The organism is Sporosarcina siberiensis, from assembly GCF_042681925.1.
Classification (GTDB): Bacteria; Bacillota; Bacilli; order Bacillales_A; family Planococcaceae; genus Sporosarcina; species Sporosarcina siberiensis.
In genome coordinates, this window is the sequence record NZ_JBHUGI010000032.1 from 131608 (window position 1) to 156068 (window position 24461).

At 38.5% G+C, this 24461-nt stretch carries 21 protein-coding genes; all 21 read right to left on the reverse strand.

Annotation, left to right across the window (positions count from 1 at the left end):
- Positions 1-164: 164 nt before the first annotated feature.
- Positions 165-4487, reverse strand: a complete 4323-nt coding sequence (locus tag ACFSFY_RS11555; protein ID WP_381538177.1) for a PolC-type DNA polymerase III — start codon at positions 4485-4487, stop codon at positions 165-167.
- A 69-nt stretch (positions 4488-4556) separates the two neighbouring features.
- A complete protein-coding gene (locus ACFSFY_RS11560) occupies positions 4557-6263 on the reverse strand; it encodes a proline--tRNA ligase (protein WP_381538179.1) in 1707 nt (568 codons plus the stop codon).
- A gap of 35 nt (positions 6264-6298) precedes the next feature.
- Positions 6299-7567 carry an RIP metalloprotease RseP gene (gene rseP, locus ACFSFY_RS11565; protein WP_381538180.1) on the reverse strand — a complete coding sequence of 423 codons (1269 nt, stop codon included), beginning with the start codon at positions 7565-7567 and terminating at the stop codon, positions 6299-6301.
- A gap of 138 nt (positions 7568-7705) precedes the next feature.
- Positions 7706-8854 (reverse strand): 1-deoxy-D-xylulose-5-phosphate reductoisomerase, encoded by a 1149-nt coding sequence (dxr, locus tag ACFSFY_RS11570; protein ID WP_381538182.1) that lies wholly within the window; start codon positions 8852-8854, stop codon positions 7706-7708.
- A gap of 16 nt (positions 8855-8870) precedes the next feature.
- Positions 8871-9665 (reverse strand): phosphatidate cytidylyltransferase, encoded by a 795-nt coding sequence (locus ACFSFY_RS11575; RefSeq protein WP_381538184.1) that lies wholly within the window; start codon positions 9663-9665, stop codon positions 8871-8873.
- Positions 9662-10456 (reverse strand): isoprenyl transferase, encoded by a 795-nt coding sequence (locus ACFSFY_RS11580; RefSeq protein ID WP_381538186.1) that lies wholly within the window; start codon positions 10454-10456, stop codon positions 9662-9664. Before ACFSFY_RS11580 ends, ACFSFY_RS11575 begins: the two co-directional genes overlap by 4 nt.
- Before the next feature lie 271 nt (positions 10457-10727).
- Entirely contained in the window at positions 10728-11285 is a 558-nt protein-coding gene (gene frr / locus ACFSFY_RS11585; protein ID WP_381538187.1) for a ribosome recycling factor, read from the reverse strand.
- The gene (gene pyrH / locus ACFSFY_RS11590) at positions 11285-12010 is read right to left on the reverse strand and encodes a UMP kinase (RefSeq protein WP_381538189.1); all 726 of its coding nucleotides are present in this window, start codon (positions 12008-12010) and stop codon (positions 11285-11287) included. The genes frr and pyrH overlap by 1 nt, the downstream gene beginning before the upstream one ends.
- Positions 12011-12081: 71 nt before the next feature.
- Positions 12082-12963 (reverse strand): translation elongation factor Ts, encoded by an 882-nt coding sequence (gene tsf / locus ACFSFY_RS11595; protein ID WP_381539059.1) that lies wholly within the window; start codon positions 12961-12963, stop codon positions 12082-12084.
- A 105-nt stretch (positions 12964-13068) separates the two neighbouring features.
- The gene (rpsB, locus tag ACFSFY_RS11600) at positions 13069-13794 is read right to left on the reverse strand and encodes a 30S ribosomal protein S2 (RefSeq protein ID WP_381538192.1); all 726 of its coding nucleotides are present in this window, start codon (positions 13792-13794) and stop codon (positions 13069-13071) included.
- 144 nt (positions 13795-13938) lie between these two features.
- Positions 13939-14418 carry a DUF6115 domain-containing protein gene (locus ACFSFY_RS11605; protein ID WP_381538194.1) on the reverse strand — a complete coding sequence of 160 codons (480 nt, stop codon included), beginning with the start codon at positions 14416-14418 and terminating at the stop codon, positions 13939-13941.
- Between the two features lie 5 nt (positions 14419-14423).
- The gene (locus tag ACFSFY_RS11610; RefSeq protein ID WP_381538196.1) at positions 14424-14723 is read right to left on the reverse strand and encodes a hypothetical protein; all 300 of its coding nucleotides are present in this window, start codon (positions 14721-14723) and stop codon (positions 14424-14426) included.
- Entirely contained in the window at positions 14720-15502 is a 783-nt protein-coding gene (locus ACFSFY_RS11615; RefSeq protein ID WP_381538198.1) for a FliA/WhiG family RNA polymerase sigma factor, read from the reverse strand. Before ACFSFY_RS11615 ends, ACFSFY_RS11610 begins: the two co-directional genes overlap by 4 nt.
- Positions 15503-15665: 163 nt before the next feature.
- Complete coding sequence (locus tag ACFSFY_RS11620; protein WP_381538200.1) at positions 15666-16160, reverse strand: chemotaxis protein CheD; 495 nt, start codon at positions 16158-16160, stop codon at positions 15666-15668.
- Position 16161: 1 nt separating this feature from the next.
- Positions 16162-16794: a chemotaxis protein CheC gene (locus ACFSFY_RS11625; RefSeq protein WP_381538202.1), complete on the reverse strand. Its 633-nt coding sequence runs from the start codon at positions 16792-16794 to the stop codon at positions 16162-16164.
- Positions 16784-17251 (reverse strand): chemotaxis protein CheW, encoded by a 468-nt coding sequence (locus tag ACFSFY_RS11630; protein ID WP_381538203.1) that lies wholly within the window; start codon positions 17249-17251, stop codon positions 16784-16786. Before ACFSFY_RS11630 ends, ACFSFY_RS11625 begins: the two co-directional genes overlap by 11 nt.
- A gap of 15 nt (positions 17252-17266) precedes the next feature.
- A complete protein-coding gene (locus ACFSFY_RS11635) occupies positions 17267-19300 on the reverse strand; it encodes a chemotaxis protein CheW (protein ID WP_381538205.1) in 2034 nt (677 codons plus the stop codon).
- A gap of 12 nt (positions 19301-19312) precedes the next feature.
- Positions 19313-20449, reverse strand: coding sequence for a protein-glutamate methylesterase/protein-glutamine glutaminase (locus ACFSFY_RS11640; protein WP_381538207.1), 1137 nt, complete (start codon positions 20447-20449; stop codon positions 19313-19315).
- Positions 20442-21308, reverse strand: a complete 867-nt coding sequence (locus tag ACFSFY_RS11645; RefSeq protein ID WP_381538209.1) for a MinD/ParA family protein — start codon at positions 21306-21308, stop codon at positions 20442-20444. Before ACFSFY_RS11645 ends, ACFSFY_RS11640 begins: the two co-directional genes overlap by 8 nt.
- The gene (flhF, locus tag ACFSFY_RS11650) at positions 21301-22413 is read right to left on the reverse strand and encodes a flagellar biosynthesis protein FlhF (RefSeq protein ID WP_381538211.1); all 1113 of its coding nucleotides are present in this window, start codon (positions 22411-22413) and stop codon (positions 21301-21303) included. The genes ACFSFY_RS11645 and flhF overlap by 8 nt, the downstream gene beginning before the upstream one ends.
- Positions 22410-24443 carry a flagellar biosynthesis protein FlhA gene (gene flhA, locus ACFSFY_RS11655; RefSeq protein WP_381538213.1) on the reverse strand — a complete coding sequence of 678 codons (2034 nt, stop codon included), beginning with the start codon at positions 24441-24443 and terminating at the stop codon, positions 22410-22412. The genes flhF and flhA overlap by 4 nt, the downstream gene beginning before the upstream one ends.
- Positions 24444-24461: the final 18 nt, after the last annotated feature.

A 24461-nucleotide genomic window follows, 5' to 3' on the forward strand; every position in this document is an offset into this window, starting at 1 on the left:
CAAAAATTCAGTGAAAACACTACAGAACAACAGAAAAGAGCGGGGAATCCCACTCTCTCTGCGCAAGACTATTACAAAAGTTGTTCCAATCATACCATACAATAAAAAACGTTGCAAACAATGCGTAATAGCCTATATACTAAGATGTATTTTTTTATGACTAGTTAAAACAGGGACAGCTGATTTGCTTCAGGCATTCCTTCTAGACAACCAAGTGCATCCAGATAATCAGTTATCGTTTTAGACACTCGACCGCGTTGCTGTAAATCCTCTTTAGATAGAAACTCACCATCTTTACGAGCTTCAACAATTGAATTTGCAACGTTTGTTCCAAGTGAAGGTATTGAGTTAAACGGCGGTATTAACGAATCCCCATCTATAATGAATGTAGAGGCATCCGATTTGTACAAGTCAGGTTTCGCTATTGTAAAACCTCGTTCCCACATTTCAAGGGAGATTTCAAGAACAGTAAGAAGGTTCTTTTCTTTCGTAGAAGCCTCAAGTCCTTTTGCATTGATTTCATTAATTTGTGCCCGTATTGTCGCTGAACCTTTCGTCATCGCAAGAAGATCGAAATCGGAAGCACGAACAGTGAAATACGTTGAGTAATATAAAATTGGATGATGCACTTTAAAGTAAGCAATCCGTAATGCCATCAACACATATGCAGCTGCGTGGGCTTTCGGAAACATGTATTTGATTTTTTTACAGGAATCGATGTACCAAGCTGGAACATTTTGTGCGCGCATTTCAGCCTCAAATTCTGGTGATAGACCTTTTCCTTTACGAACGGATTCCATTATTTTAAAGGCCATAGACGGATCCAATCCTTGATATATTAAATAAACCATTATATCGTCTCGACAACCAATAACATCGGAAAGAACACATGTTTTATTTTTAATTAATTCTTGTGCATTACCGATCCAAACATCTGTCCCGTGGGATAGCCCTGATATTTGAATGAGTTCCGAGAACGTTGAAGGTTTCGTTTCTTCCAACATCTGTCGAACAAAACGTGTACCAAATTCAGGAACACCAAGCGTTCCAGTTTTACAGCCGATTTGCTCAGGTGTAACCCCAAGAGAAGTAGTTCCACTAAATAACTGCATTACGCCTTCATCATCTGGGGGAATTGTCAGTGGATCAATGCCTGATAAATCTTGCAACATTTTTATCATCGTAGGATCATCATGACCCAGAATATCAAGCTTCAATAAATTATTCTCGATCGAATGAAAATCAAAATGCGTTGTCATCCACAAAGAATTTAAATCATTAGCAGGAAATTGAATGGGCGTAAAATCGAATATATCCATCGTATCAGGAACAACTATAATACCACCGGGATGTTGCCCGGTATTTCTTTTCACTCCTGAACACCCTTGTACAAGACGGTCGATTTCTGCTCCGCGCATATTCAAACCATTGTCGTTCATATAACCTCTAACATATCCATACGCCGTTCGTTCCGCAACTGTACCAATCGTTCCAGCTCGGTAAACGTATTCCTCACCAAAGAGTTCTTTTGTATAGTTATGTGCTTTCGCCTGATAATCTCCACTAAAGTTGAGATCGATATCGGGAACTTTATCCCCTTTAAATCCAAGAAACGTTTCAAACGGAATGTCTTGTCCGTCTTTCTTCAAATTCGTTCCGCATGTAGGGCATGCTTTGTCTGGCAAATCATAACCCGAACTCACCGAACCATCTGAGAAAAACTCTGTTGTCATACACGTTTGACATGTGTAATGGGGCGGCAGCGGATTTACTTCTGTAATTTCCATCATCGTAGCAACAAGTGATGAACCTACAGAGCCACGAGAACCAACGAGATACCCATCGTCAAGAGATCGTTTTACAAGTTTCTGTGAAATTAAGTAAATAACAGCGAAACCATGACCAATAATGGATTTTAATTCTTTTTCAAGTCGCTCAGTAATTAGTTCTGGGAGATCTTCACCATACAATTTATGTGCCATAGAATAAGTTAGCTCTCTAACTTCGATATCTGAGCCTTCAATCGTAGGTGTGTATAAGTCATCTTTAATCGGTTTAACATCGCCCACTTTATCTAAAATTAAACGGGGATTATCGATTACAATCTCTTCAGCAACTTCTTTTCCAAGGAACTCAAACTCTTTCAACATTTCTTCAGTTGTCCGGAAATGAACTGCCGGTAAGGAATGTCGATTCATTGGATTGGCTCCACCTTGTGAACGAACGAGTACTTTTCGGAAAGTAGCATCGTTTTCATCAATATAGTGGACGTTTCCAGTTGCACATACTGGTATTCCAACCTTTTTTCCAAGCTTCATAAGTTTCCGCATGATGTCTTCCATATTCCACTCATCACGAATTAATTCCATTTCGACGAGATGGGCATAGACGGCTTTTGGATGAATTTCAAGGTAATCGTAAAATTTCGCAATTTCCTCAACTTCCTCAGGTGACTTTTGCATAAGTCCGTTGAAAACCTCGCCTTTGTCACATCCCGAACCGACCAAAAGTCCTTTTCGATGCTTCACGAGCAAAGAGCGCGGTATGCGTGGGACTCTGTAAAAATAATTCATATGTGAATACGACACCAGTTTAAATAAGTTTTTTATGCCTTCATCGTCTGTTGCAAGCAACGTGCAATGAGTTGGTCGAGCTCTTTTGTACGTGTCTCCACCACCGATATGTTTGTTGAAATCATCTAAATAAATGATCCCCATCTCTTCAGCTTCACTAAGTAATCTAAGGAAAAGGTGACCTGTAGCCTCCGCGTCATAAATGGCACGGTGATGTTGTGTGAGTTCAATATTGTATTTTTTCGTTAAGGTATTCAATCGATGATTACCCATTTCCGGATGAAGCAGACGAGCCAGTTCAAGCGTGTCAATTACCGGATATGAAACACTTGGCAAGTCAGCCTGTTTACACGCTTCGTAAAAGAACCCCATATCAAAGGATGCGTTATGAGCAACAAGAATCGAGTCACCAATCCACTCACTAAATTCCTTAACGACTTCAGATACTTGCGGGGCATCTTTTACCATAGAATCCGTTATTCCAGTAAGTTCTGTCGTTGTTGAAGATAAAGGATGGTTCGGGTTTGAGAACCGTTCGAATTTATCAATCTCTTCACCGTTCCTTATTTTCACAGCAGCCAATTCAATAATTGTGCTATAAACAGCTGATAGACCTGTCGTCTCAACATCGAACACAACATATGTATCTTCATCTAGCTTCCGATGCTGTTCGTCATAAACAATAGGGACGCCGTCATCAATCAGGTTTGCCTCCATACCGAAAATAACTTTTACACCATGCCTTTTCCCAGCAGCAAACGCCTCAGGAAATGCTTGTACGTTAGCATGATCTGTTATGGCTACTGCAGGGTGACCCCATTTTGCTGCTTGTTCAACTAAAGCCGATGCAGATACTACAGCATCCATTTGACTCATTGTCGTATGAGCGTGAAGTTCGATTCGTTTACGATTTTCAGGCGCTTTATCTTGCCGAACTATAGGTGAAACTTCCATAACATCTTGAGCCATCATGATGAGATCACGGACGAATGTATCATTTTGAATACCGCCTCGTGCGCGAACCCAAGCTCCTTTTTTCAATGTTTTCATCAGTGCAGCATCTTCGTCATCTCGAGAAAACATTTTCACTAGAATCGAATCTGTGTAGTCCGTTACTTTTATCGTTAATAACGAACGCCCACTACGAAGTTCTTTTACTTCTACATCGAAGACAAAACCTTCAATCGTTACGCGACGTTCTTCATCCTGTATTTGCCTAATTTCCAAAATAGGCTCTTCATTTTTAATGGGCGTACCCAGTCGAAACGGCCCCTGTGGAGCACCAGTTTCTTTTCGATTTGTTTCTCTTTTCTTCATATCCTCAAGAGCTTTCCGGCCATACTCCTCTTCTTCAGCTTCCCGTTCAACAATAAATGCCTTACGTGCTTCCTCTGCCCCGTTATCATCTTCTGAAATCGCGAAATCAACAAATGGTTTTGAAAAACCAAAAGAAGTATAGGCATCCGCAAGTAATTTTCCGTATTTACTCTTCAACGTTTGAAGTTCCATATCATTTGTGCAAAGAAGAACCATTTTACCGCCAGTCATTTTCGGTTTTTGATTGCTCAGTAAGTCTCGAATCGGTGGAGACATACCACTGATTCCTTCAAGAGCAAATGGCCAGTAGTGTGCAAACGATTCTTCAGCCATTTCACTATTATCACTCGTAATTTCAAGCCGAATCGTTGCAATTGCAGCGAAAGCTTGATTAATTCGTTCCGAAAAAACTCGATATACTTCTATCGGTAAAGGTTTGTCCAGTTTTAAATTGAATTGCCAAACTCTCGACTTCTTGTGTATGCTCACTCGCTCTAGCGACGCATTTTCAAAATAGGTGACAACTTGGTCATCTGTTAACTCAATTTGCTGTAATAAAAGATGCAGTTTCATTTTTCCATCATTCACTTGGTCCATGAGCATCCCCCTTTTTCATAGTAGCGAAAAAGAAAGGAAGTACCGATTGCCGGACTTCCCTTCCTTCATTTATTCAGCTCCAAAAAATGCTTGCAACTTCTCTGTAATTTCTTCTTTCGGCCATTCCGTAGATTCTCCGGATGATCGATATTTCACTTCAACAATTCCTACTGAAGCTTTCTTCCCAATAGTTATACGAATTGGTAAACCGATTAAATCTGAATCAGCGAATTTCACACCCGCTCGTTCCGGTCGATCATCGTACAAAACTTCAAATCGATAGGACTTTAATAATTTATATAATTCATCTGCAAGATCTTTCTGCGCTTCGTCCTTCATATTCAAGGCAATTAGATGAATATTAAATGGAGCAAGATTCTTAGGCCACTTTAATCCATTTTCATCATTATACTGCTCTGCAACAGCTGCCATGATTCGAGAAACACCAATACCGTAACAACCCATTTGATAGTGTTGGTTTCTGCCGTTATTGTCTAGGAAGGTTCCTTCCATTGGTTCACTATACGTTGTGCCCAGTTTGAATATATGACCGACTTCAATCCCTTGGGCAAACTTGATTGTTCCTTCGCCGTCCGGTGTAGTATCGCCTTCTTGAACAAAACGAAGATCCGCATAGCGGTCTACTGCAAAGTCTCGTTCAGGGTTGACGTTTATCAAATGGAAGTCATCCTCGTTTGCACCACACACTCCATTCACAACTGAAGCAATGGCGTGATCTGCAATCACTTTCAAATCGAGTGGTAGTTTCACAGGACCAATCGAACCAACACCACATGAAAGAAGTTCTATAACGTCGCCTTCATATGCTAATTCAACGGTATCTGCACCTAATGCGTTTTTCAATTTAATGTCGTTGATTTCATGATCGCCTCTACAAAGAACTGCAACTAATTTCTCATCCGCTTTAAAAATAAGCGTTTTGATGCATTTAGTAGCTTCAGTGTCTAAAAATGAAACAATATCATCAATCGTTTGCATATTTGGAGTAGAAATCTTCTCAACTTCCAATAAAACCTCATCCGATTTCTCGAATGTTGTATTCATTTCGGCCATTTCAATATTCGCAGCGTACGGAGAAGTATCGCTGTAAGCAATCGTATCTTCCCCGATTTCAGATAGCGCCATAAACTCATGAGTATCCGTACCACCTATTGTTCCACCGTCGGCAATAACCGTTCGGAAATTAAGTCCGAGTCTCGTAAAGATGTTCGTGTACGCTTGTTTCATATCCTGATACTTTTCATCAAGGCTTTCTTCTGTGGCATGGAAAGAATAAGCATCTTTCATAATAAATTCACGACCACGAAGTAGACCAAAACGAGGACGCAGCTCGTCTCTAAATTTCGTTTGTATTTGATAAAGTGTTAACGGTAGCTTTTTATATGATTTCACTTCATCCCGCACAAGTGAAGTAATGACTTCTTCGTGTGTTGCACCAAGAGCAAAATCTCTTTGGTGACGATCTTTCACACGAAACAATTCCGGTCCATACGAATACCATCTTCCAGTTTTCTGCCAAAGTTCAGCTTGCTGTAATGCGGGCATGAAAACTTCAACGGCATCAATTGCTTCCATTTCCTCACGAATAATCAGTTCTATTTTACTGAGAACTTTTTTCCCTAGAGGTAGATACGAATAGATGCCGCTTGCGTTTTGTCGTATAAATCCTGCACGCAGGAGCAGTTGATGTGAAAGTATTTCCGCATCGGATGGAACTTCACGCATTGTAGGTATAAATGATAAAGATTGTTTCATGTATATTCCACCCCGTTTTTATTATTATTTATTATTTAAAAAAAGAATGTTTGAATATCATTCCAAGTAACTACGAGCATCAGGACCATAAGCAACATAATCCCAACAAAGTGAACCATACCTTCTTTTTGTCGATCTATTGGCTTACCTCGCACAGCCTCAAAAAGGAAGAATAATAATCTACCACCATCGAGTGCTGGGAGTGGTAGTAAGTTCATAATTCCTAGGTTAATACTTAGCACTGCTGCCCAGTTCATTAAGCTGAAGATACCAAACTGTGCAACCGTTTCGGTCGCCTTATAAATACCAACAGGGCCATTTAAATCATCTAATGTAAACTTCCCTGTTACAAGCATTCCAAGCAACTCAAAAATTCGTTTAAACCATAATACAGTCTGTTCCCCACCAAAGTAAAATGCTTTTAAAACATTCTTTTCAACTGGGTCCGCATAGATAACTCCAATTTGGCCATAGTCTTTTCCAGCCTCTGTAAGTTTCTTCGGAATCACTTCAAGGAGAACAAGATCAGTTCGGCGTTCTACTTGAATTTTAAGTGGTACTTCAGGATTGGCCTGAATAATTTCCGCAAATTCAGTCCAAGTCTTAACTGGCTCACCATTCACTTCTTTAACAAAATCGTCTTTTTCCATTCCAGCTTTACTTGCCGGGCCATCGTTATTCACATCTGAAATAATGGGCTCATTAGTAGGAACGGTCGGAACACCTTGAATTAAACCGATTGCCAAAAAGATGAAGAAAGCAAGAATGAAGTTAAACAACGGTCCCGCAAAAATAGTCATTGCCCGATGTCCAAGAGACTTCGAGTCAAACTGTCTGTCGTAAGGAGCGATTATTGTCTCTACCCCTTTTTCTACGACGACAGCGGTTTTAGAAATATCAAATCGAACTAGTTCACCATCGTCATTGTATCCTTCGATAAAAAGTTCTTTATCAAAATCGGATGATTCCGTTTCTAAAAACAAGACATCTGGATTAGAGACATTGCGATTTAAATAAACCTTTTTAACTTCTCCAGTTTCCGTGAACGTAAGTCCTACACGAAAGCCGGGTTGAAGTTCAATCTTGTCTAAATCTTCTCCAGCCATCCGAACATATCCACCCAAAGGTAATAGTCGAACAGTGTACAATGTTTCACCTTTTGTAATACCTAGAATTTTCGGGCCCATTCCAATTGCAAATTCACGCACCATAATTCCAGCCCTTTTAGCGAATAGGAAATGCCCTAATTCGTGAAAAAAGACAAGGGAACCGAAAATGATTATAAACGCAATTACAGTCTCCATAAAAAACCACCTTAGCTGGCTTTGTAAACAGAAATTCAGATTTCCATTTTAGCCGATATTAAATACGTTCAAGCAATACTGTTTCAGACCATTGAAGAAGGTTCGTTCAATTTAATCCAAACGAGTTTATCCAATAGCTTATTCTACCATACCATAAACCATTTTCCGAGTGAGCGAATCGACTTCTAGTACTGCTTCTAAATTAGGTACCGAAGTTGTCTGGTGATTATTCATTGCACGTTCCACTAAGTCCTCTATTTTCAAAAATGGAATTTTACCTGACATAAACAAACCAACAGCTATTTCATTTGCCGCATTCATTACTGTAGGCATTGTCCCACCTTCTTTACCTGCAGCATACGCAAGTGCAAGCGCCTTATATCGCTGGAAATCCATTTTTTCAAAATGAAGTTTCCCAATTTCTTCAAGACGTAATGGTTTTGGATTTTGCATCGTTAAACGTTCTGGATATGTTAGCGCATATTGAATAGGTACGCGCATATCCGGTGATCCAAGCTGCGCAATAACACTCGTATCTTCAAATTCCACCATTGAATGGATGATGCTTTCTCTATGGAGCAAAACATCGATTTTATCATATGGTATACCGAAAAGGTGATGTGCTTCAATTACTTCAAGACCTTTATTCATCATCGTAGCAGAGTCAATTGTAAGTTTGTTACCCATTGACCAGTTTGGATGAGCTAAGGCTTGTTCGACTGTAACTCCTGACAGTTCTTCTCTTGTTAAATCTCTAAAACTTCCACCAGATGCTGTTAAAATAAGGCGTGATACATGATCAATGTTTTCACCGTTTAGCGCTTGAAAAAGTGCAGAATGTTCACTATCTACAGGAAGCAGTGGCACATTGTACTTACGCGCTTCCGCCATAACGATATCTCCAGCAGCAACAAGTGTCTCTTTGTTGGATATCGCAATCGTAATTCCCGCGCGAATCGCTTGTAGTGTCGGTCTCAGTCCTACACTGCCAATCACCGCATTTACAAGAATATCCGCACCCGCAAAAGCTGCTACTTCAACAAGTCCTTCGTCTCCATGTACAAATTCAATCTTTGGAAACTCGGACTTTAATAGAACTGCATCTTCAAATCTCATTACCGAAACAATTTTCGGTGAATGTACAGAAGCAATTTCCCTTACCTTATCCATATTCAAACCAACTGAAAAAGATACGAGTTCAAACTTTTCTGGATTTGAATTAATAATATCCATTGTCTGTGTTCCAATAGATCCTGAAGCGCCTAATAGACTAATTTTTCTTCGCATAATGCCACCCTTTCCTTTATCCAATGAAATGCAATAAATGAAGTAACGGCAAAACGAAAAGAAGACTATCAAATCGGTCCAGTATTCCACCATGCCCCGGGAGGAGATTTCCCGAATCCTTTACATCATAATGCCTTTTAATTGCAGATTCGACAAGATCACCGAGTTGCCCCACAATGGACGCAATGATCGTAACAACTATAAGTATCGGGTATGAAGAAGCCACAGGTACGAAATATTGAAAAATACATGCGAACGTAATGGCCCAAATGATTCCTCCAACAAATCCTTCAACGGTTTTATTAGGTGATATTTCAGGCCATAATTTTCGCTTACCTAATTTTCTTCCTGTTACATAAGCTCCGGTATCCGTCATCCAAATAACTATGAAAGCATAGACAACATAATGAATGCCAAACATTCTAGTTTCGATTAAATAATAGAAACCAATACCAACGTACAATGCCCCAAGTATCGAAAATGCGACATGGTCAAACGTGAATTCATTTTTAACAACAACTGTGTATATTAGTAAAAGGAGAACACCTGCGAAGGCGAGCTCAATTTTGGTATAACCAAGTTCATTAAAAATCCAGTTATTCCAAGTTACCGGTAAAAGAAGCACAGCTAATATTACCCAAGTTATCAAACCTGGAAACGAGAACAATTTAAGGTTTTTCATACGTAAAATTTCAAAAAGTCCTATTGTGGCAATTAAATAAATTGCAATCGTAAACGGCAGCCCTCCAATAATTATAACTGGAACGAAAAAAGCCAATGCAATAGCTGCCGTTATAATTCGTTGTTTCAAGCTTCCTTCTCCCCTTCCACACTTCCAAATCGGCGAATTCGCGATTGAAAGTCCTTGATGGCCTCGAACATACACAGTTCATCAAAATCCGGCCATAATACATCTGTAAATGAAAGCTCTGCATAGGCAAGCTGCCACAACATAAAGTTAGAAAGTCTAACCTCGCCGCTTGTTCGGATTAGCAAATCAGGTTCTGGTAAATGGGCTGTCATGAGATGTGACTCAATTTCTAATTCATCAATATCCTCTATTGCCAATTGGCCTTTTGCAACAAGACTCGCGATTTTCTGTACAGATTCAACGAGCTCGCGCCTACTTCCGTAATTCATCGCAAAATTAAGTGTCATTCCATTGTTATCAGCAGTTGCTTCCATAGCTTTTCGTATTGCATCTTTAGTATGGTCTGGTAACATGCTAAAGTTACCAATCATTTCTACTTTAACATTTTGCTCAATAAGTTCGGGGAGGTAAGTGCTTAGAAATTCTCCAGGGAGCTTCATTAGAAAATCAATCTCTACTTTTGGACGTTTCCAATTTTCTGTAGAAAACGCATAAAGTGTCAACACTTTTATGCCAAGATCACTTGCAGTTCGAGTAATCTTACGGACCGTTTTCATTCCTTCGTGATGCCCAGCAACTCTTGGCAAATTACGCTGTTTTGCCCATCTGCCATTACCATCCATAATTATTGCTACATGGGCAGGAATCTTTCTACTTTTTAACAAAGCGATTTGGTCCGACATTGTAACCTCTTGCACAATCGGTTTTTTTCGCATTAGTTTTCCTAGCATATTGTTTCCTCCACTCGATTACTTTTTGGAGCAAGTCCTATCTATCGTACCAAATTAGACAATAGATTTCATTTAAATTTTATGTTTAAAAGACAGTCTTTAGTAGAATTACTCTACTTACACAATATGTAGTTGTTTAGATTTATCACAAAGTTGGACACTTTATAAAGAATATATTCCAACGACTCAATTCGTAAGACTAGTTAAAAATCATTAAATAAAAAATGACGCCCTGAAATAAGGACGTCTCAAAATATAGAAAGTTCTTCTATCAGATTTCCATGATTTCAATTTCTTTATCATTTGCCATATCATCAATCTTTTTTATATAAGAATCAGTTAGTTTTTGGACGTCATCACCATTTCGGTGTAGACCATCTTCCGTAAGTTCACCGTTCTTTTCAAGTCTTTTAGCTTCTTCATTCGCATCACGACGAACATTACGAATTGCGACTTTTGCTTCTTCTGCTTCTTTTTTGGCAGTCTTTACGAGATCTTTCCGTCGATCTTCTGTCAATGCTGGGACAGATAGACGAATAACTGTACCGTCATTGGATGGTTGAATACCTATGTCGGATTTCATTATTGCTTTTTCAATGTCACCTAGAATTGACTTATCATATGGTTGGATGACTAATAGACGTGCTTCTGGTACTGAAATACCAGCCATTTGGTTGATTGGAGTTGGTGTACCGTAATAATCAACAGTAATTCTATCGAGCATAGATGCATTCGCACGCCCTGCCCGTATGCTTGCAAGTTCACGTGAATAAGCACTAATCGCTTTTTCCATTTTGTCTGTCGCTTCATTCAATATTGCATTCGACATTACAAATTCCTCCTGACGACCGTCCCGATTGCTTCACCAAGTACGGCTCTTTTTATATTTCCTTTTTCCATTATAGAAAACACAACTAAAGGTATATCATTATCCATACATAAAGTTGAAGCAGTGGAGTCCATTACTTCCAGACCTTGGCTAATCACATCAATAAACGACAGTTCTAAATACTTAACTGCATTTTTATCAATCATTGGATCTGCGGAGTACACGCCGTCTACATTATTTTTAGCCATAAGAATTACATCTGCTTCAATTTCTGCTGCTCTAAGTGCTGCTGTTGTATCTGTAGAAAAGTAAGGATTTCCCGTTCCAGCTGCAAATATAACCACACGTTTTTTCTCAAGATGGCGTATCGCTTTACGACGTATGTATGGTTCAGCAACTTGTCTCATTTCAATAGAAGAAGATACTCGAGTTTCAACACCTAATTTTTCGAGGGAATCTTGAAGAGCTAGAGAATTCATAACAGTTGCGAGCATTCCCATGTAATCTGCTGTCGCTCGGTCCATTCCCATTTCGCTGCCAACTTTACCACGCCAAATATTTCCACCACCGACGACTACTGCGACTTCAACATCTAAATCGACGACTTCTTGTATTTGCATAGCAACGGATTTGATAATGTCGGGTGATAAACCGAAACCTTGTTCACCAGCAAGTGCTTCACCGCTTATTTTTAAAACGATTCTTTTGTATTTTGGGTTGCCCATGTGTGTCCTCCATTTATTCAGATTTCTCAAAAATGAGGAACAACACCAAAGTGTGTTCCTCATTCAGTATATTATTTATTAATTTGGCCCATTACTTCGTCCGCAAAGTTTTCTTCGCGTTTTTCAATTCCTTCGCCAACTGCGTAACGTATGAATTCTTTTAAAGTACCGCCTGTAGATTTCACAAAGTCTCCAACTTTTTGATCAGAGTTTTTGACGAATGATTGATCTAGCACACAAATCTCTTCAAAATACTTACCAATACGACCTTCAACCATTTTTGCAACAATGTTTTCAGGCTTGCCTTCGTTTAGGGCTTGTTCAGTAAGAACTTTTTTCTCACGCTCAACTTCTTCTTCTGAAACTTGATCACGTGAAACATATTTCGGATTGAGTGCAGCTACGTGCATAGCAATATCTTTAGCCGCTTGCTCATCTGTAGATCCTTCTAATACAACAAGAACACCAATACGCCCGCCCATATGCAAATAAGGACCGAATGAGTCAGCATCTGTTTTTGTACGAATTTCAAAACGACGAAGTGTTAACTTCTCACCAATTTTAGCAATCGCATTTGAAATTTGGTCTGCAACTGAAAGACCGTTGGACATTTTTGTTTCAAGTGCTTCTTCAGCATTAGCTGGCTTTGTTTTTAGAAGATGCTCTGCAAGTTCTTTAACAAGAACTTGGAATCCTTCGTTTTTAGCAACAAAATCAGTTTCAGCATTTACTTCTAGAAGAATTGCTTCGTTTCCTTCAGTAAGAATATACGTAGTACCTTCAGCAGCGATACGATCTGCCTTATTTGCAGCACTAGAAAGTCCTTTTTCACGTAAGAAATCAATTGCTGCTTCCAAATCACCATTTACGGATGTTAATGCTTTTTTACAATCCATCATACCTGCACCCGTTTTTTCGCGTAATTCCTTTACCATTTGAGCTGTTATTTTCACTGTCATTTTCCATTCCTCCAAACTTTGTCATCTATTGCTAGAAAAAGACGATAAGAGGATATAGCCACTTATCGTCTTTTATTTACTAAAGGTTATTTAAAACAATTACTTAACTGTAACTGTTTCTTCTTCTTGAACTTCTTCTTCTTCGCCTTGTCTAGCTTCAAGCAAAGCGTCAGCCATTTTGCTTGTAAGAAGTCTTACTGCACGAATCGCGTCGTCATTCGCAGGAATGATATAATCGATTTCGTCTGGATCACAGTTTGTATCAACGATTCCTACAATAGGAATGTGTAATTTAATTGCTTCAGCGACCGCAATACGCTCTTTGCGTGGGTCAACGACGAACATTACGTCTGGAATTGCTTTCATATCCCGGATTCCGCCTAGGAATTTAACTAATCTTTCGTGCTCTTTGTTCAACTTACCAACTTCTTTTTTAGGTAACACTTCAAACGTTCCGTCTTCTTCCATACGCTCAATTTGTTTCATACGTGCTACGCGTTTTTGGATTGTGCCGAAGTTTGTAAGTGTACCACCAAGCCAACGTTGGTTAATATAGTACATTCCTGCACGTTCTGCTTCTTCTTTAATCGCATCTTGTGCTTGTTTCTTTGTACCAACAAAAAGAACTTTTCCACCATCTTCTCCAACTTGACGCATGAATGAATATGCTTCTTCAAGAAGTTTTACCGTTTTTTGAAGATCGATAATGTAGATACCGTTACGTTCCACGAAAATAAACTTCTTCATTTTCGGGTTCCAACGACGTGTTTGGTGTCCGAAATGTACACCTGCTTCGAGTAATTGTTTCATTGAGACTACTGCCATTTTATAATTCCTCCTGTTTGGTTAAATTCCTCCGTACAAATCATCCACTGAAATGACCTCTCGGCACCATTCTCAATGTCCTTGCACGTGTGTAGTAATACCATAAGATAATATAACACATGAAATTCCTTTTTGCAATATGTCCTACTTAAATTTCAAAATTAGTTCTACTTCTGTCTTTCCTTTACCTAGTGCTTTAGCGATTTCTTCAATAGTTTGTCCCTCATCGTGAAGTCGAAGTACTTTTGTCCGATCGTCCATTTCAACTTCTTCAATCTTAGAAGGCGACGTCGAATTTTTCCCATAAGACTTTATCGCTAAATTCATTGGTGTAGAAGGTATTTTCACTCTGATAGGCTCGGACGTCTTCACAACCGATGGTGGAGTCGGTTTTTCCTCACTCTCTTTAGTTAACTCGACTGCAGAGAGTTGTTGAATCAGTCTATTATTCTCGTCTTGCATCTCAGATAAATAAGCAGCGATTGAGTCATCCATTTGCTCCATTAATTTTCTCTGTTTTTTCTCAAGGTCGTCAAATTTCGAAACTTTTGTATACAATAAAGCTAAAAAATAAAAACCGATAATTTGCAGCATAAATACTATGATTAAAAAGACAATTGTCATTTTAATTAACCCGTAAAGTCAACGAATGATCCTTTGTAAGGATGTACCGTTTTCTTTTCCTCTTCTTTATTTCGCTCTCGCTCTTCTTGATGATGTGAATCGTCACCCTTTTTCTTATTCGAATCCATTTTTGCATATTCAGTTGTTTCCAACACTGTTTCTCGATTTTTCAATGTTTGTCGTTCCGTTAGGGCGTTTGCCTGATCTGAATTCAACTGAGATTGCTGTTGTTTTTGTTCTGCTACCTTTCCAGCTTCAAATGTTTTAGGTATCGCAATTTGAAGTTCAATTCCCTTTAAACTCATAATATCCCTCCATCGAGTATTTCAGGAGAAAGCCATTCCTTCAGCTTAAACAATGCTTTTGAATGTATTTGAGAAATCCGAGAAGTAGACAAACTGAGTATGCCACCAATTTGTGTTAATGTCAGTTCTTCTGTGTAAAACAAATTTAAAACCAGTTGTTCATTTTTATTTAACTCTTTAATTTTATTTACTAAATCACCAATCAGTTCAGTCTTAACCAACTCTTGTTCTGGTGAAGTAGTATTCTCATCTTTTATTACAAATGAATTTACTCCGTCCTCTTCATCATCATTCATTTTTTCATCTATCGATAATACATTCGAAAAGTAATGTTCATGCATTATTTGAAAAACCTCATCTAGAGTTATCCCCATATGAACGGCAACTTCTTCAGGCTCAGCATGACGCATCAAAACCTGTTCTAATTTTGCAACTTCAATTTTAAGTTTTTTCGCTTTATCCCTAGACGTTCTTGGTAACCAATCTTCTTTTCGCAGTCCATCAATGATTGTACCCCTGATTCGGAAGGAAGCATACGTTTCAAATTTCAAATCTCGCCCGGTGTCAAACTTTGTAAGTGCATCAAAAAGTCCCTGAAGTCCAAGACTTTGAATATCATCTCTGGATACGTTACTTGGTAAACCTGAGCTGATTCGCTGCACGTGATAAGTGACGAGTGGAATATACTTTTGAACGAGCAAATCTCCAGCGTATGGATCCCTGTCATTTATCCAGCGATTCCAACACTCGGTTTCATCCATTTGAACCTGTTTTGACATCGAATACCTCACCTTCCATGATGATTCCGATAGTTCTTATTCTTTATTATAGCAAAAATTGACGAAAAAAGGCGTCTGAACTATTCAGACACCTCAAATTTCTAATCTAGACTTAAGAATTCAACATTAGTTTTTTAGTTATTTGGCATCCAAGTACATTCAATTAAATTTCTACAGTTCCTTTATTTACAGTTCGAATGGAGAGCATCGACGTAGATGGATCGAACTCGATTGTTCTGCCACTGGATCCGCCTACATCCTCTGCAACTATTGGGATGGACAACCGTTTCAATTCATTTTTAACCGCTTCTATATTACGCGGTCCGATACGAATCGTATCACTAGATCCAAATTGAAACATTTGTGCACCACCGGCAATCTTCGCTTTTAGTGACATTGGACGTACACCTTCAAGTTTTAATAACTCCATTAAACCGTAAATACCCGTATCTGCAAATTTTGCAACATTGATACTGCCGTTCTTTGCAAGGCTTGAGTCTGGCAGCATAACATGTAGTAAACCCGCAATCTTTTTATGTTGGTCATACAATACAACTCCAACACAAGAACCAAGTCCAGAAGTTCGAATCGTTTCCGGCTCTTTCACAATATTCATATCAGCAATTCCAACTCGAATAACTTCTTTCAATGTAACCATATTACATTACACCAAGCGATTTAAAAATCGTTTTATATGAAGAAGGATCTGGTAACAAGAAAAAATGTCCATTTATACTTTCTGTGCCGTTTGTACTTTCCTCACTGATTTCAGTATTAATAACAATTACCTCGTCACTTGAATGAGATATTTCTATTAAACCAAAACTAACAATTGCTCCGACCATATCTACCCCAAGTGAAGGGACTGTTGGATATATTTTCAAACCAGTAAAGTCTGATAAGGCGGATAGATAGGAACCTGAAAGAATATTTCCAAGTTCTTGCATTGCGGAAATCCCGATTTCTGAAAAAGGCGGAGAGTTAAAATCAAAAGTTATATCACCTATTAATTTCTGAATAAAACGATTCGCACTTTCTATAGACAACACAAAAAACATACTGCCTGAAAGGTCTCCTTCAATACGCAGAAAAATACCTGCAACAATTTCCTCAGCGCCTCCAGCAAGATCAAACATACCCTCAAAAGAAACTAAATCTACTTTGGGCACACGCATATCAATCTTACGGTCAAGCATTTGAGAAAGAGCAGTTGCTGCATTTCCAGCACCGATATTACCAATTTCTCGAAGTACATCAAGGTGCATATCGGTGATTGGTGTATCAAAACTCATCAGAAGCCACCTGCTTAATAGGTTCCAATACTCGATCTAAATCGAGCATCACAAGAAGTCGTTTACCGACCTTGGCGACGCCAGAAATAAATTCAGATTCTACGGTCCCAACGACTTCAGGCTGTGCTTCTATTAGCTCGATAGGGATGTCCATTACATCATTTGCAGCATCTACTATTAAACCTACATTGTACTCTTCTAACGATACAATAATAATTCGGGTTTGATCATCTACTTCTTTCAATTCAATTCCAAAACGATCCCGTAAATCAACAATGGGAGTGACAAGTCCACTTAAATTAATAACACCACGAACATAACTAGGTGTCTTCGGAATTCTAGTAATTAACATTAGCTTTTCAATTGAATGAACAACATCGACTTTTATTGCATATTCTTTATCCATTAATTCAAAGACGACGACTTTCATATCGGTTTGTTGTATTGTTTCAGTCATTTTTTTCACTCCCACTTATTTGATTAATGCGTTGCAATCGACAATAAGGGCGACTTGTCCATTTCCAAGAATCGTTGCTCCGGAAATCGCAAATACACTCTTCAAATAGTTACCAAGTGATTTGAGAACAATTTCTTGTTGTCCAATAAATGAGTCAACAACAAGTCCTGCAAGTTTCCCACCTTTTCGAACGATAATAACAGACTGGAATCCATCATCTGTATCTGAGTTCGGCATTTCAAAAATTTGCTTTAAGTTAACGAGCGGAACAATACTTCCACGGAAATCAATTACTTTCTGATTATGCGCATTCATGATGTCCGACGTTTGAATGATTGCAGTTTCAATAATCGACGATAACGGGATTGCATAAATTTCCTTCGCAAGTTTAACGAGCATCACAGAAATAATGGAAAGCGTAAGTGGAAGCTGTACTTGGAACAACGATCCCTCACCCTCTTTGGATTCAATTGAAATGAAACCACCGAGTGATTCAATCGTGCTTTTCACAACATCTAAACCTACACCACGACCAGATACATCCGATATTTTCTCAGCTGTAGAAAAGCCCGAAGCCAAAATCAACTCAGCTACTTGTCGGTCCGTTAATGATTCTGCTACCTCTTCAGTAATTATGCCGCTAGATAAAGCTTTTTTAAGAACAGCTTGACGATTAACACCTGCACCATCGTCCTGAAGTTCTATAAACACATGATTTCCTGAGTGATAAGCTCTTAACGTAACCGTACCTTCTTCTGGTTTTCCTTTTGCAATACGCTCAGCCGGGGTTTCAATTCCATGATCCAATGCATTACGAATAAGATGTACAAGTGGATCTCCGATTTCATCAATGACTGTACGATCCAATTCAGTTTCTGCACCAACGATATCTAAAGTGATTTTCTTGTCCAAGTCGCGTGCGAGTTGTCGAACCATTTTTGGAAACCGATTAAAGACAGTTTCCACTGGAATCATACGCATGTTCAAAATAATACTTTGCAAATCACCTGAAACCCGTGCCATTCGTTCCACTGTTTCGGTAAGTTCAGTATTGTGAATTTCAGTTGCAATCGATTCTAAACGTCCACGGTCAATTACCAATTCCTCAAACAAGTTCATTAAGTCATCAAGTCTTTCAATATTCACGCGGATTGTTTTGTTTCCTGAAGATGCGGCGCGTGTTGACACCGCTGGACTATTCGAATCTTTAGCAACAGCCATATTAGTATCGCTTGTTTGTACGTCATCTCTAGATCTTTTTCCTAGCAATAATGACTCACTTGTAATAGGAACAGCAAGTACTTCAATAATCTCAGAAACTTTCATTATTTTGGCTTGAACTACCTTTACATCTTCTTTTGTAATTAAAACCACAACAAATTCTTCATCAAACTCTTCATTTTCAAGTTTTTGAACATTAGGTATGGATTTAATAATATCGCCAGACTTCTCCAGTATTTCGAACACCATAAAGGCTCTTGCGGCTTTTAATATACAATCGTCACGTAAACGAACAGTTAGTTCATAAGCTTTATATCCTTGTTCAAACGATTGCGATAGGACGGTAATTTCAAAATCATCATAATGAAGTTCAGTGCCTTGATGGAGATCATCATCAACTACTGTTGCTGAAGCTTCCGCAGCAGACTGAGAATCAGCTGTTGCTTTTTCACCCGATTCAATCCGATTCAAAACTTCAACAACTTGACGTACATCTTTTTTCCCAGTACCGCCTGCAGCAATATCCAATACCATTTCTTCTAAGTAATCTACTGCTTGTAAAACAACATCAAAAATCTCTGTCGTAACTTTTAATTTATTGTTCCGAATGGCATCAAGGATATTCTCCATAGTATGTGTTAAGTCGGCGATGTCAGAGTATCCCATCGTTGCAGACATTCCCTTTAATGTATGAGCTGAACGGAATATTTCATTTACAATTGCAAGATCCTCAGGATTTTTCTCTAGTTCTAAAAGATGTTCATTACATGATTGAAGATGTTCTTTACTTTCTTCAATGAACATATCTAAGTATTGACTTGTATCCATCTTTTCGCCCCCTTAAAACTTTAAAATACCCATAACTTTTTTCGGTATATCTTGCAAATCTTCTATTTCATCAGCGAGCCCTGCTTCAACAATCGCTTTCGGCATTCCATAAACAACAGATGTCTCTGCCGATTCTGCAATTGTAAGCGTTTGACCATTCTTTTTAAGTACTTCCATTCCTACTTTACCATCGGATCCCATGCCGGTCATAATAACTGTTAAATAATTCAGTTCTTTTATCGCAGCAGCTGATTCTAGAAGTACATCAACTGCTGGCCTATGCCCTGAACGAGAAGGCTCAATCTCATCGAGCTGAATAAAATAAGATTGACCCAACTTTTTCATTTTCAAATGTTTACCACCTTGAGCAATATAAGCAGTTCCATTAAGTATCGGTTCGCCATTCTCCGCTTCTTTAACATGTATAGTACAAAGCGTATTTAGGCGATCTGCTAAAGACTTCGTAAAACCAACCGGCATATGTTGAACAATTAATATCGGTGCGGCAAATTCAGCTGGCAAGTTTGTAAGCACAGCTTGCAGAGCCCTCGGTCCCCCTGTAGATGTACCTATTATAACAAACGTCTTTGCGTTTTTGACGAATACACCCTTATTTTTATTTATCTTCGGTTTTAAAGGTTTTGCGATTTGACTTACAGTCTCTTTTCGAGTTGCAACCACAGATTTTTGAACAGGTTTAGGTTTGTGAGTTCTAGTTAGTTTAGAAATATGGACACCTGATGCTGCAGCAACTTTTTCAACGATTTCTTCTTCTATATCTTTCAAATTCAGTGAAATTGCTCCCCCTGGTTTCGCGACAAAATCTACAGCACCGTACTCCATAGCAAGCATGGTGTTTTCAGCACCTTCTTTTGTCGTACTCGAGAGCATAACTACAGGTACAGGATGATTTGCCATAATTTCTTTAAGGGCTTCAAGACCATCCATAATAGGCATTTCAACATCCATCGTAACAACATCAGGTTTTAATAACTTCACTTTTTCAATTGCATCTTTACCATTACGAGCAGTCCCAATCACTTCAATATTTGGATGTTTGCTTAGAAAATCACTGATCAATTTTCGCATGAATGCCGAATCATCAACAACTAATGCTTTCTTAATTTTGCCTGTTTCCAAATCATCCATGTCCCTTCCTAAACATATTTTTCAGCCTACCAAGAAATCGTTGTTTATTTTCAAGATTTACAGTAGTTTCGAATTCAACAAAAGTAGAAGCAATGGATTTAATCTTTTTCGAGATTGGAGCATTTGGAAATAGAAGCAGAAAGGGTTTTTGAGCAAGAACCGCTTTATGGACAGAACCATCTTCTGGTAACAATCCTAAAATTGTTGTTTCCTTATCCAAAAACTTCCGCATAGCAAACTGTAGTCTTGTAACTGTATCAGTACCCTCATCATTTTTAGATACTCGATTCCCAACTATATGAAATTGTTTATCAGGGTCTCTTAAGCAAATGAATTTCATCATTGAATAGGCATCTGTAATCGATGTTGGTTCCGTTGTCGAGATGACAATAATTTCGTCAACAGCAAGAACCAAATCTATAACATGTTGAGTTGCCCCCGCACCCATATCAAATAGAATAAAATCATATTCTGTTTGCAAATATTCAAAAGCAGTAATCAGTCGTTCAAACATTTCTTCCGACCATTCCATTACTGAATTCAATCCAGACCCACCCGATATAAAATCTAATCCTTCAGGAGCTTTATTAATCACTTCAGCTAATTCCTTACTTTCAGATAGATAATCTCGTAAACTGTTGTTCGGGGTCATTCCAAGTAAAATATGAATGTTTCCCATACCTATATCCATATCTATAATAAGTACCTTCTTATCATATGAACGAAGTGCATAAGCAAAGTTGGTCGAAAAGTTGGATTTTCCAACACCGCCTTTTCCGCTGACAATTGCAATTGATCTAGCTAATGGTTCCTGAGCTTTCAGCATCTGACGTCTAAGTTTTTCCGCTTGATCATGCATAACGGGGATCCTTTAGAAGCATCAATATAAGCTTTTCAGCATCTGCTTCCGTTATATCTTCTGGTACTTCTTGTCCGTCTGTTAGATAGGCCACTCCAATGTTAAATTCACTAATGAGATTAAACATAGGACCAATCGAGCCGGTTTCATCCATCTTGGTGAAAATGTATTTTTCAATTGGAAAGGATCTAAACTGCTGAACAATCGTTCTCATATCTTCTTCTTTAGAAGTCATAGATAATACTAAAAAGGATTCCATATCTAGTGAAAAGTCCACCAGTTGGATGAGGTCTTCTACAAATTTTGTTTCTTTGTAATTCCTACCTGCAGTATCAATAAATACTAAATCCAACTCCGAAAACTTTTCCAATGCGGATTCAAAATCCTTCTTGTTATAAACAATTTCAACTGGCGCTTGCAATAAGTTTGCATATGTCCGTAATTGTTCAATTGCCGCAATCCGATATGTATCTGTTGTGATAAAACCAATCTTTTTCTTTTTCTCAAGTAATGCACGAGCGGCAATTTTAGCAATTGTCGTTGTTTTTCCGACTCCGGTAGGTCCAAGAACATTGATGTATTTCTTAGTAAAGGATATACCTCCAAAAGGATTATGCCCGATTTCATTGAGTAGAATTTCTCTAACAATTTCTTGTTGTTCCTCATTCGAGAAATCCTTTTTCTCTATTTTCATTCGACTGTATATTTCTTCACCAATTTTAGTAATCGTATTTTCATTTAAATCTTGTGTTTGTAGATGGACTAGTAATTGCTGCATTTCATCCGGATAGCGAGAGTATTCTGTTGAAGGCCGAATGTTTTTCAACATTTTTTTCATTTCATCCATTTCTTTTTTCAATTCCATTGTTGATGTATTGATTGCTTCAACAGGGAATGAAGGTTGTGAATGAATAGGTTCGATTTTTTTACTTATTGGTTCATCAAAACCCGCGACTACTTCAACAGATTTCTTCTTAAAAAGACCAAGAAAACCTTTTGAATAAACAACATTAGAGCTTAAAATAATTGCATCTTCTCCAAAATCTACTCGAACTTTTTTCATCGCATTTACCATGGTATCTGCTGTATATCGTTTCATCTTCATGCAATCTCCACCACCCCAACACTTTGGACTTCAATCGATGCTTCAAGTTCATTGTAAGAAAGAACAGGAATTTGCGGGAAATACCGCTCTGTAACTTGTCTCAAATACATGCGAATTGCTGGTGAACATAAAATCACTGGTGATTGGTCCATTAATGCGACACGTTCAACTTCTTGTGCAATTGACTCTAGAATTTCCTGCGACTTTTGAGGGTCAAGTGATAAATAGTTTCCTTGCTCTGTTTGTTGGATACTATCCGCAATCATTTTTTCAATCTTACCAGACACAGTAAGTACTTTTAAGGACTGTCCCGTTGCGGCATATTGATTTGTAATTTGTCTTGCAAGTGCTTGTCTGACATATTCCGTTAATACATCTACATCTGATGTAAATTTAGAATAATCCGCAAGTGTTTCAAAAATAATTGGTAAATTACGCACTGAGACATGTTCCCCTAATAATTTTGCAAGAACTTTTTGAATTTCTCCGATTGAAAGTGGTGTGGGAGTTAACTCGTCTATTAAAATCGGATATGTTGCATGTACATGATCAACAAGTTGCTTCGTTTCTTGTCTACCTATTAGTTCTTTAGCATTGGCACGGATCACTTCTGTTAAGTGAGTGGAGACGACGCTCGGAGGATCTACAACTGTATATCCCAGAATTTCAGCATCTTCTTTCACATTTTCTGTAATCCATTTTGCAGGAAGCCCAAACGATGGTTCAATTGTGTCTATTCCTTCGATTGAATCATTTCCACCAGGACTCATCGCTAGATAATGGTCTAAAAGCAGTTCCCCTCTAGCCATTTCGCTTCCTTTAATTTTAATGCGGTATTCATTTGGTTGTAATTGAATATTATCACGTATTCGAACGACTGGTATAACAAGTCCCAATTCGATAGCCAATTGTCTACGAATCATTACAACTCGATCAAGTAAATCTCCGCCTTGCGTGGCATCTACGAGTGGTATTAGACCATACCCAAATTCAAATTCAATAGGATCTACATTTAGTAAGTTGATAATATTTTCTGGACTTTTCATTTCATCTGTCTCAATTTCTTCTTCCATTTCAAGCAACTCTTCTGGATCTTCTTTCCCTTTACGCGACATAACAAACGCTCCAATTCCGAGTGCCAGTGCAATCGGAACTGTTAATATGTCGTTAATCGGTGTGGCTAATCCAAGTAGTAATACAGTTGCTGCTGCAACATACAGAAGTTTTGGTTGACCAAAAAGCTGTTTCGTAATATCTGCACCTAAGTTGCCTTCAGAAGCTGCACGGGTTACCACAATACCTGTTGCTGTTGATATTAAAAGTGCCGGAATTTGAGATACAATTCCATCCCCAACTGTCAATTGCGAGAAGAGCATTGCCGCTTCTGCAAAAGGTAGTCCCATTTGGACAACACCGATAATCATACCTACTAGGAGGTTAATAATAACAATAATAATCCCAGCAATTGCATCTCCTTTTACGAACTTTGTAGCTCCGTCCATAGCACCGTAAAAGTCTGCCTCATTGCTCACTTTTTCTCTTCGCTTTCTTGCATCTATTTCAGAAATCATTCCCGCATTTAAATCCGCATCGATACTCATCTGTTTCCCAGGCATCGCATCAAGTGTAAAACGTGCAGCTACTTCAGAAACCCGCTCCGCACCTTTAGTTATAACGATAAACTGAATGAGAATAAGGATTACGAACACGACGAGTCCGACCACGACGTTCCCACCTGTTACAAACGTACCAAACGTTTCAACTACGCCCCCTGCATCTCCATTACTAAGAATTGCACGAGTTGTTGATACGTTTAATCCTAATCTGAATAAGGTAAGCAGGAGTAATAAAGTAGGGAATATTGAGAACTGAAGTGCTTCTTGCATATTCATTGAAGTTAGAAGAACCATTAATCCTAATGTGATGTTTATTATAATAAGGAAACTAAGAAGCCAAGTTGGAAGTGGGATGACGAGCATTGCTACAACCATAATGACTGCCGAAAGTACACCTATATCTTTTAACTGCAAGCCATCCCTTCTTTCCTA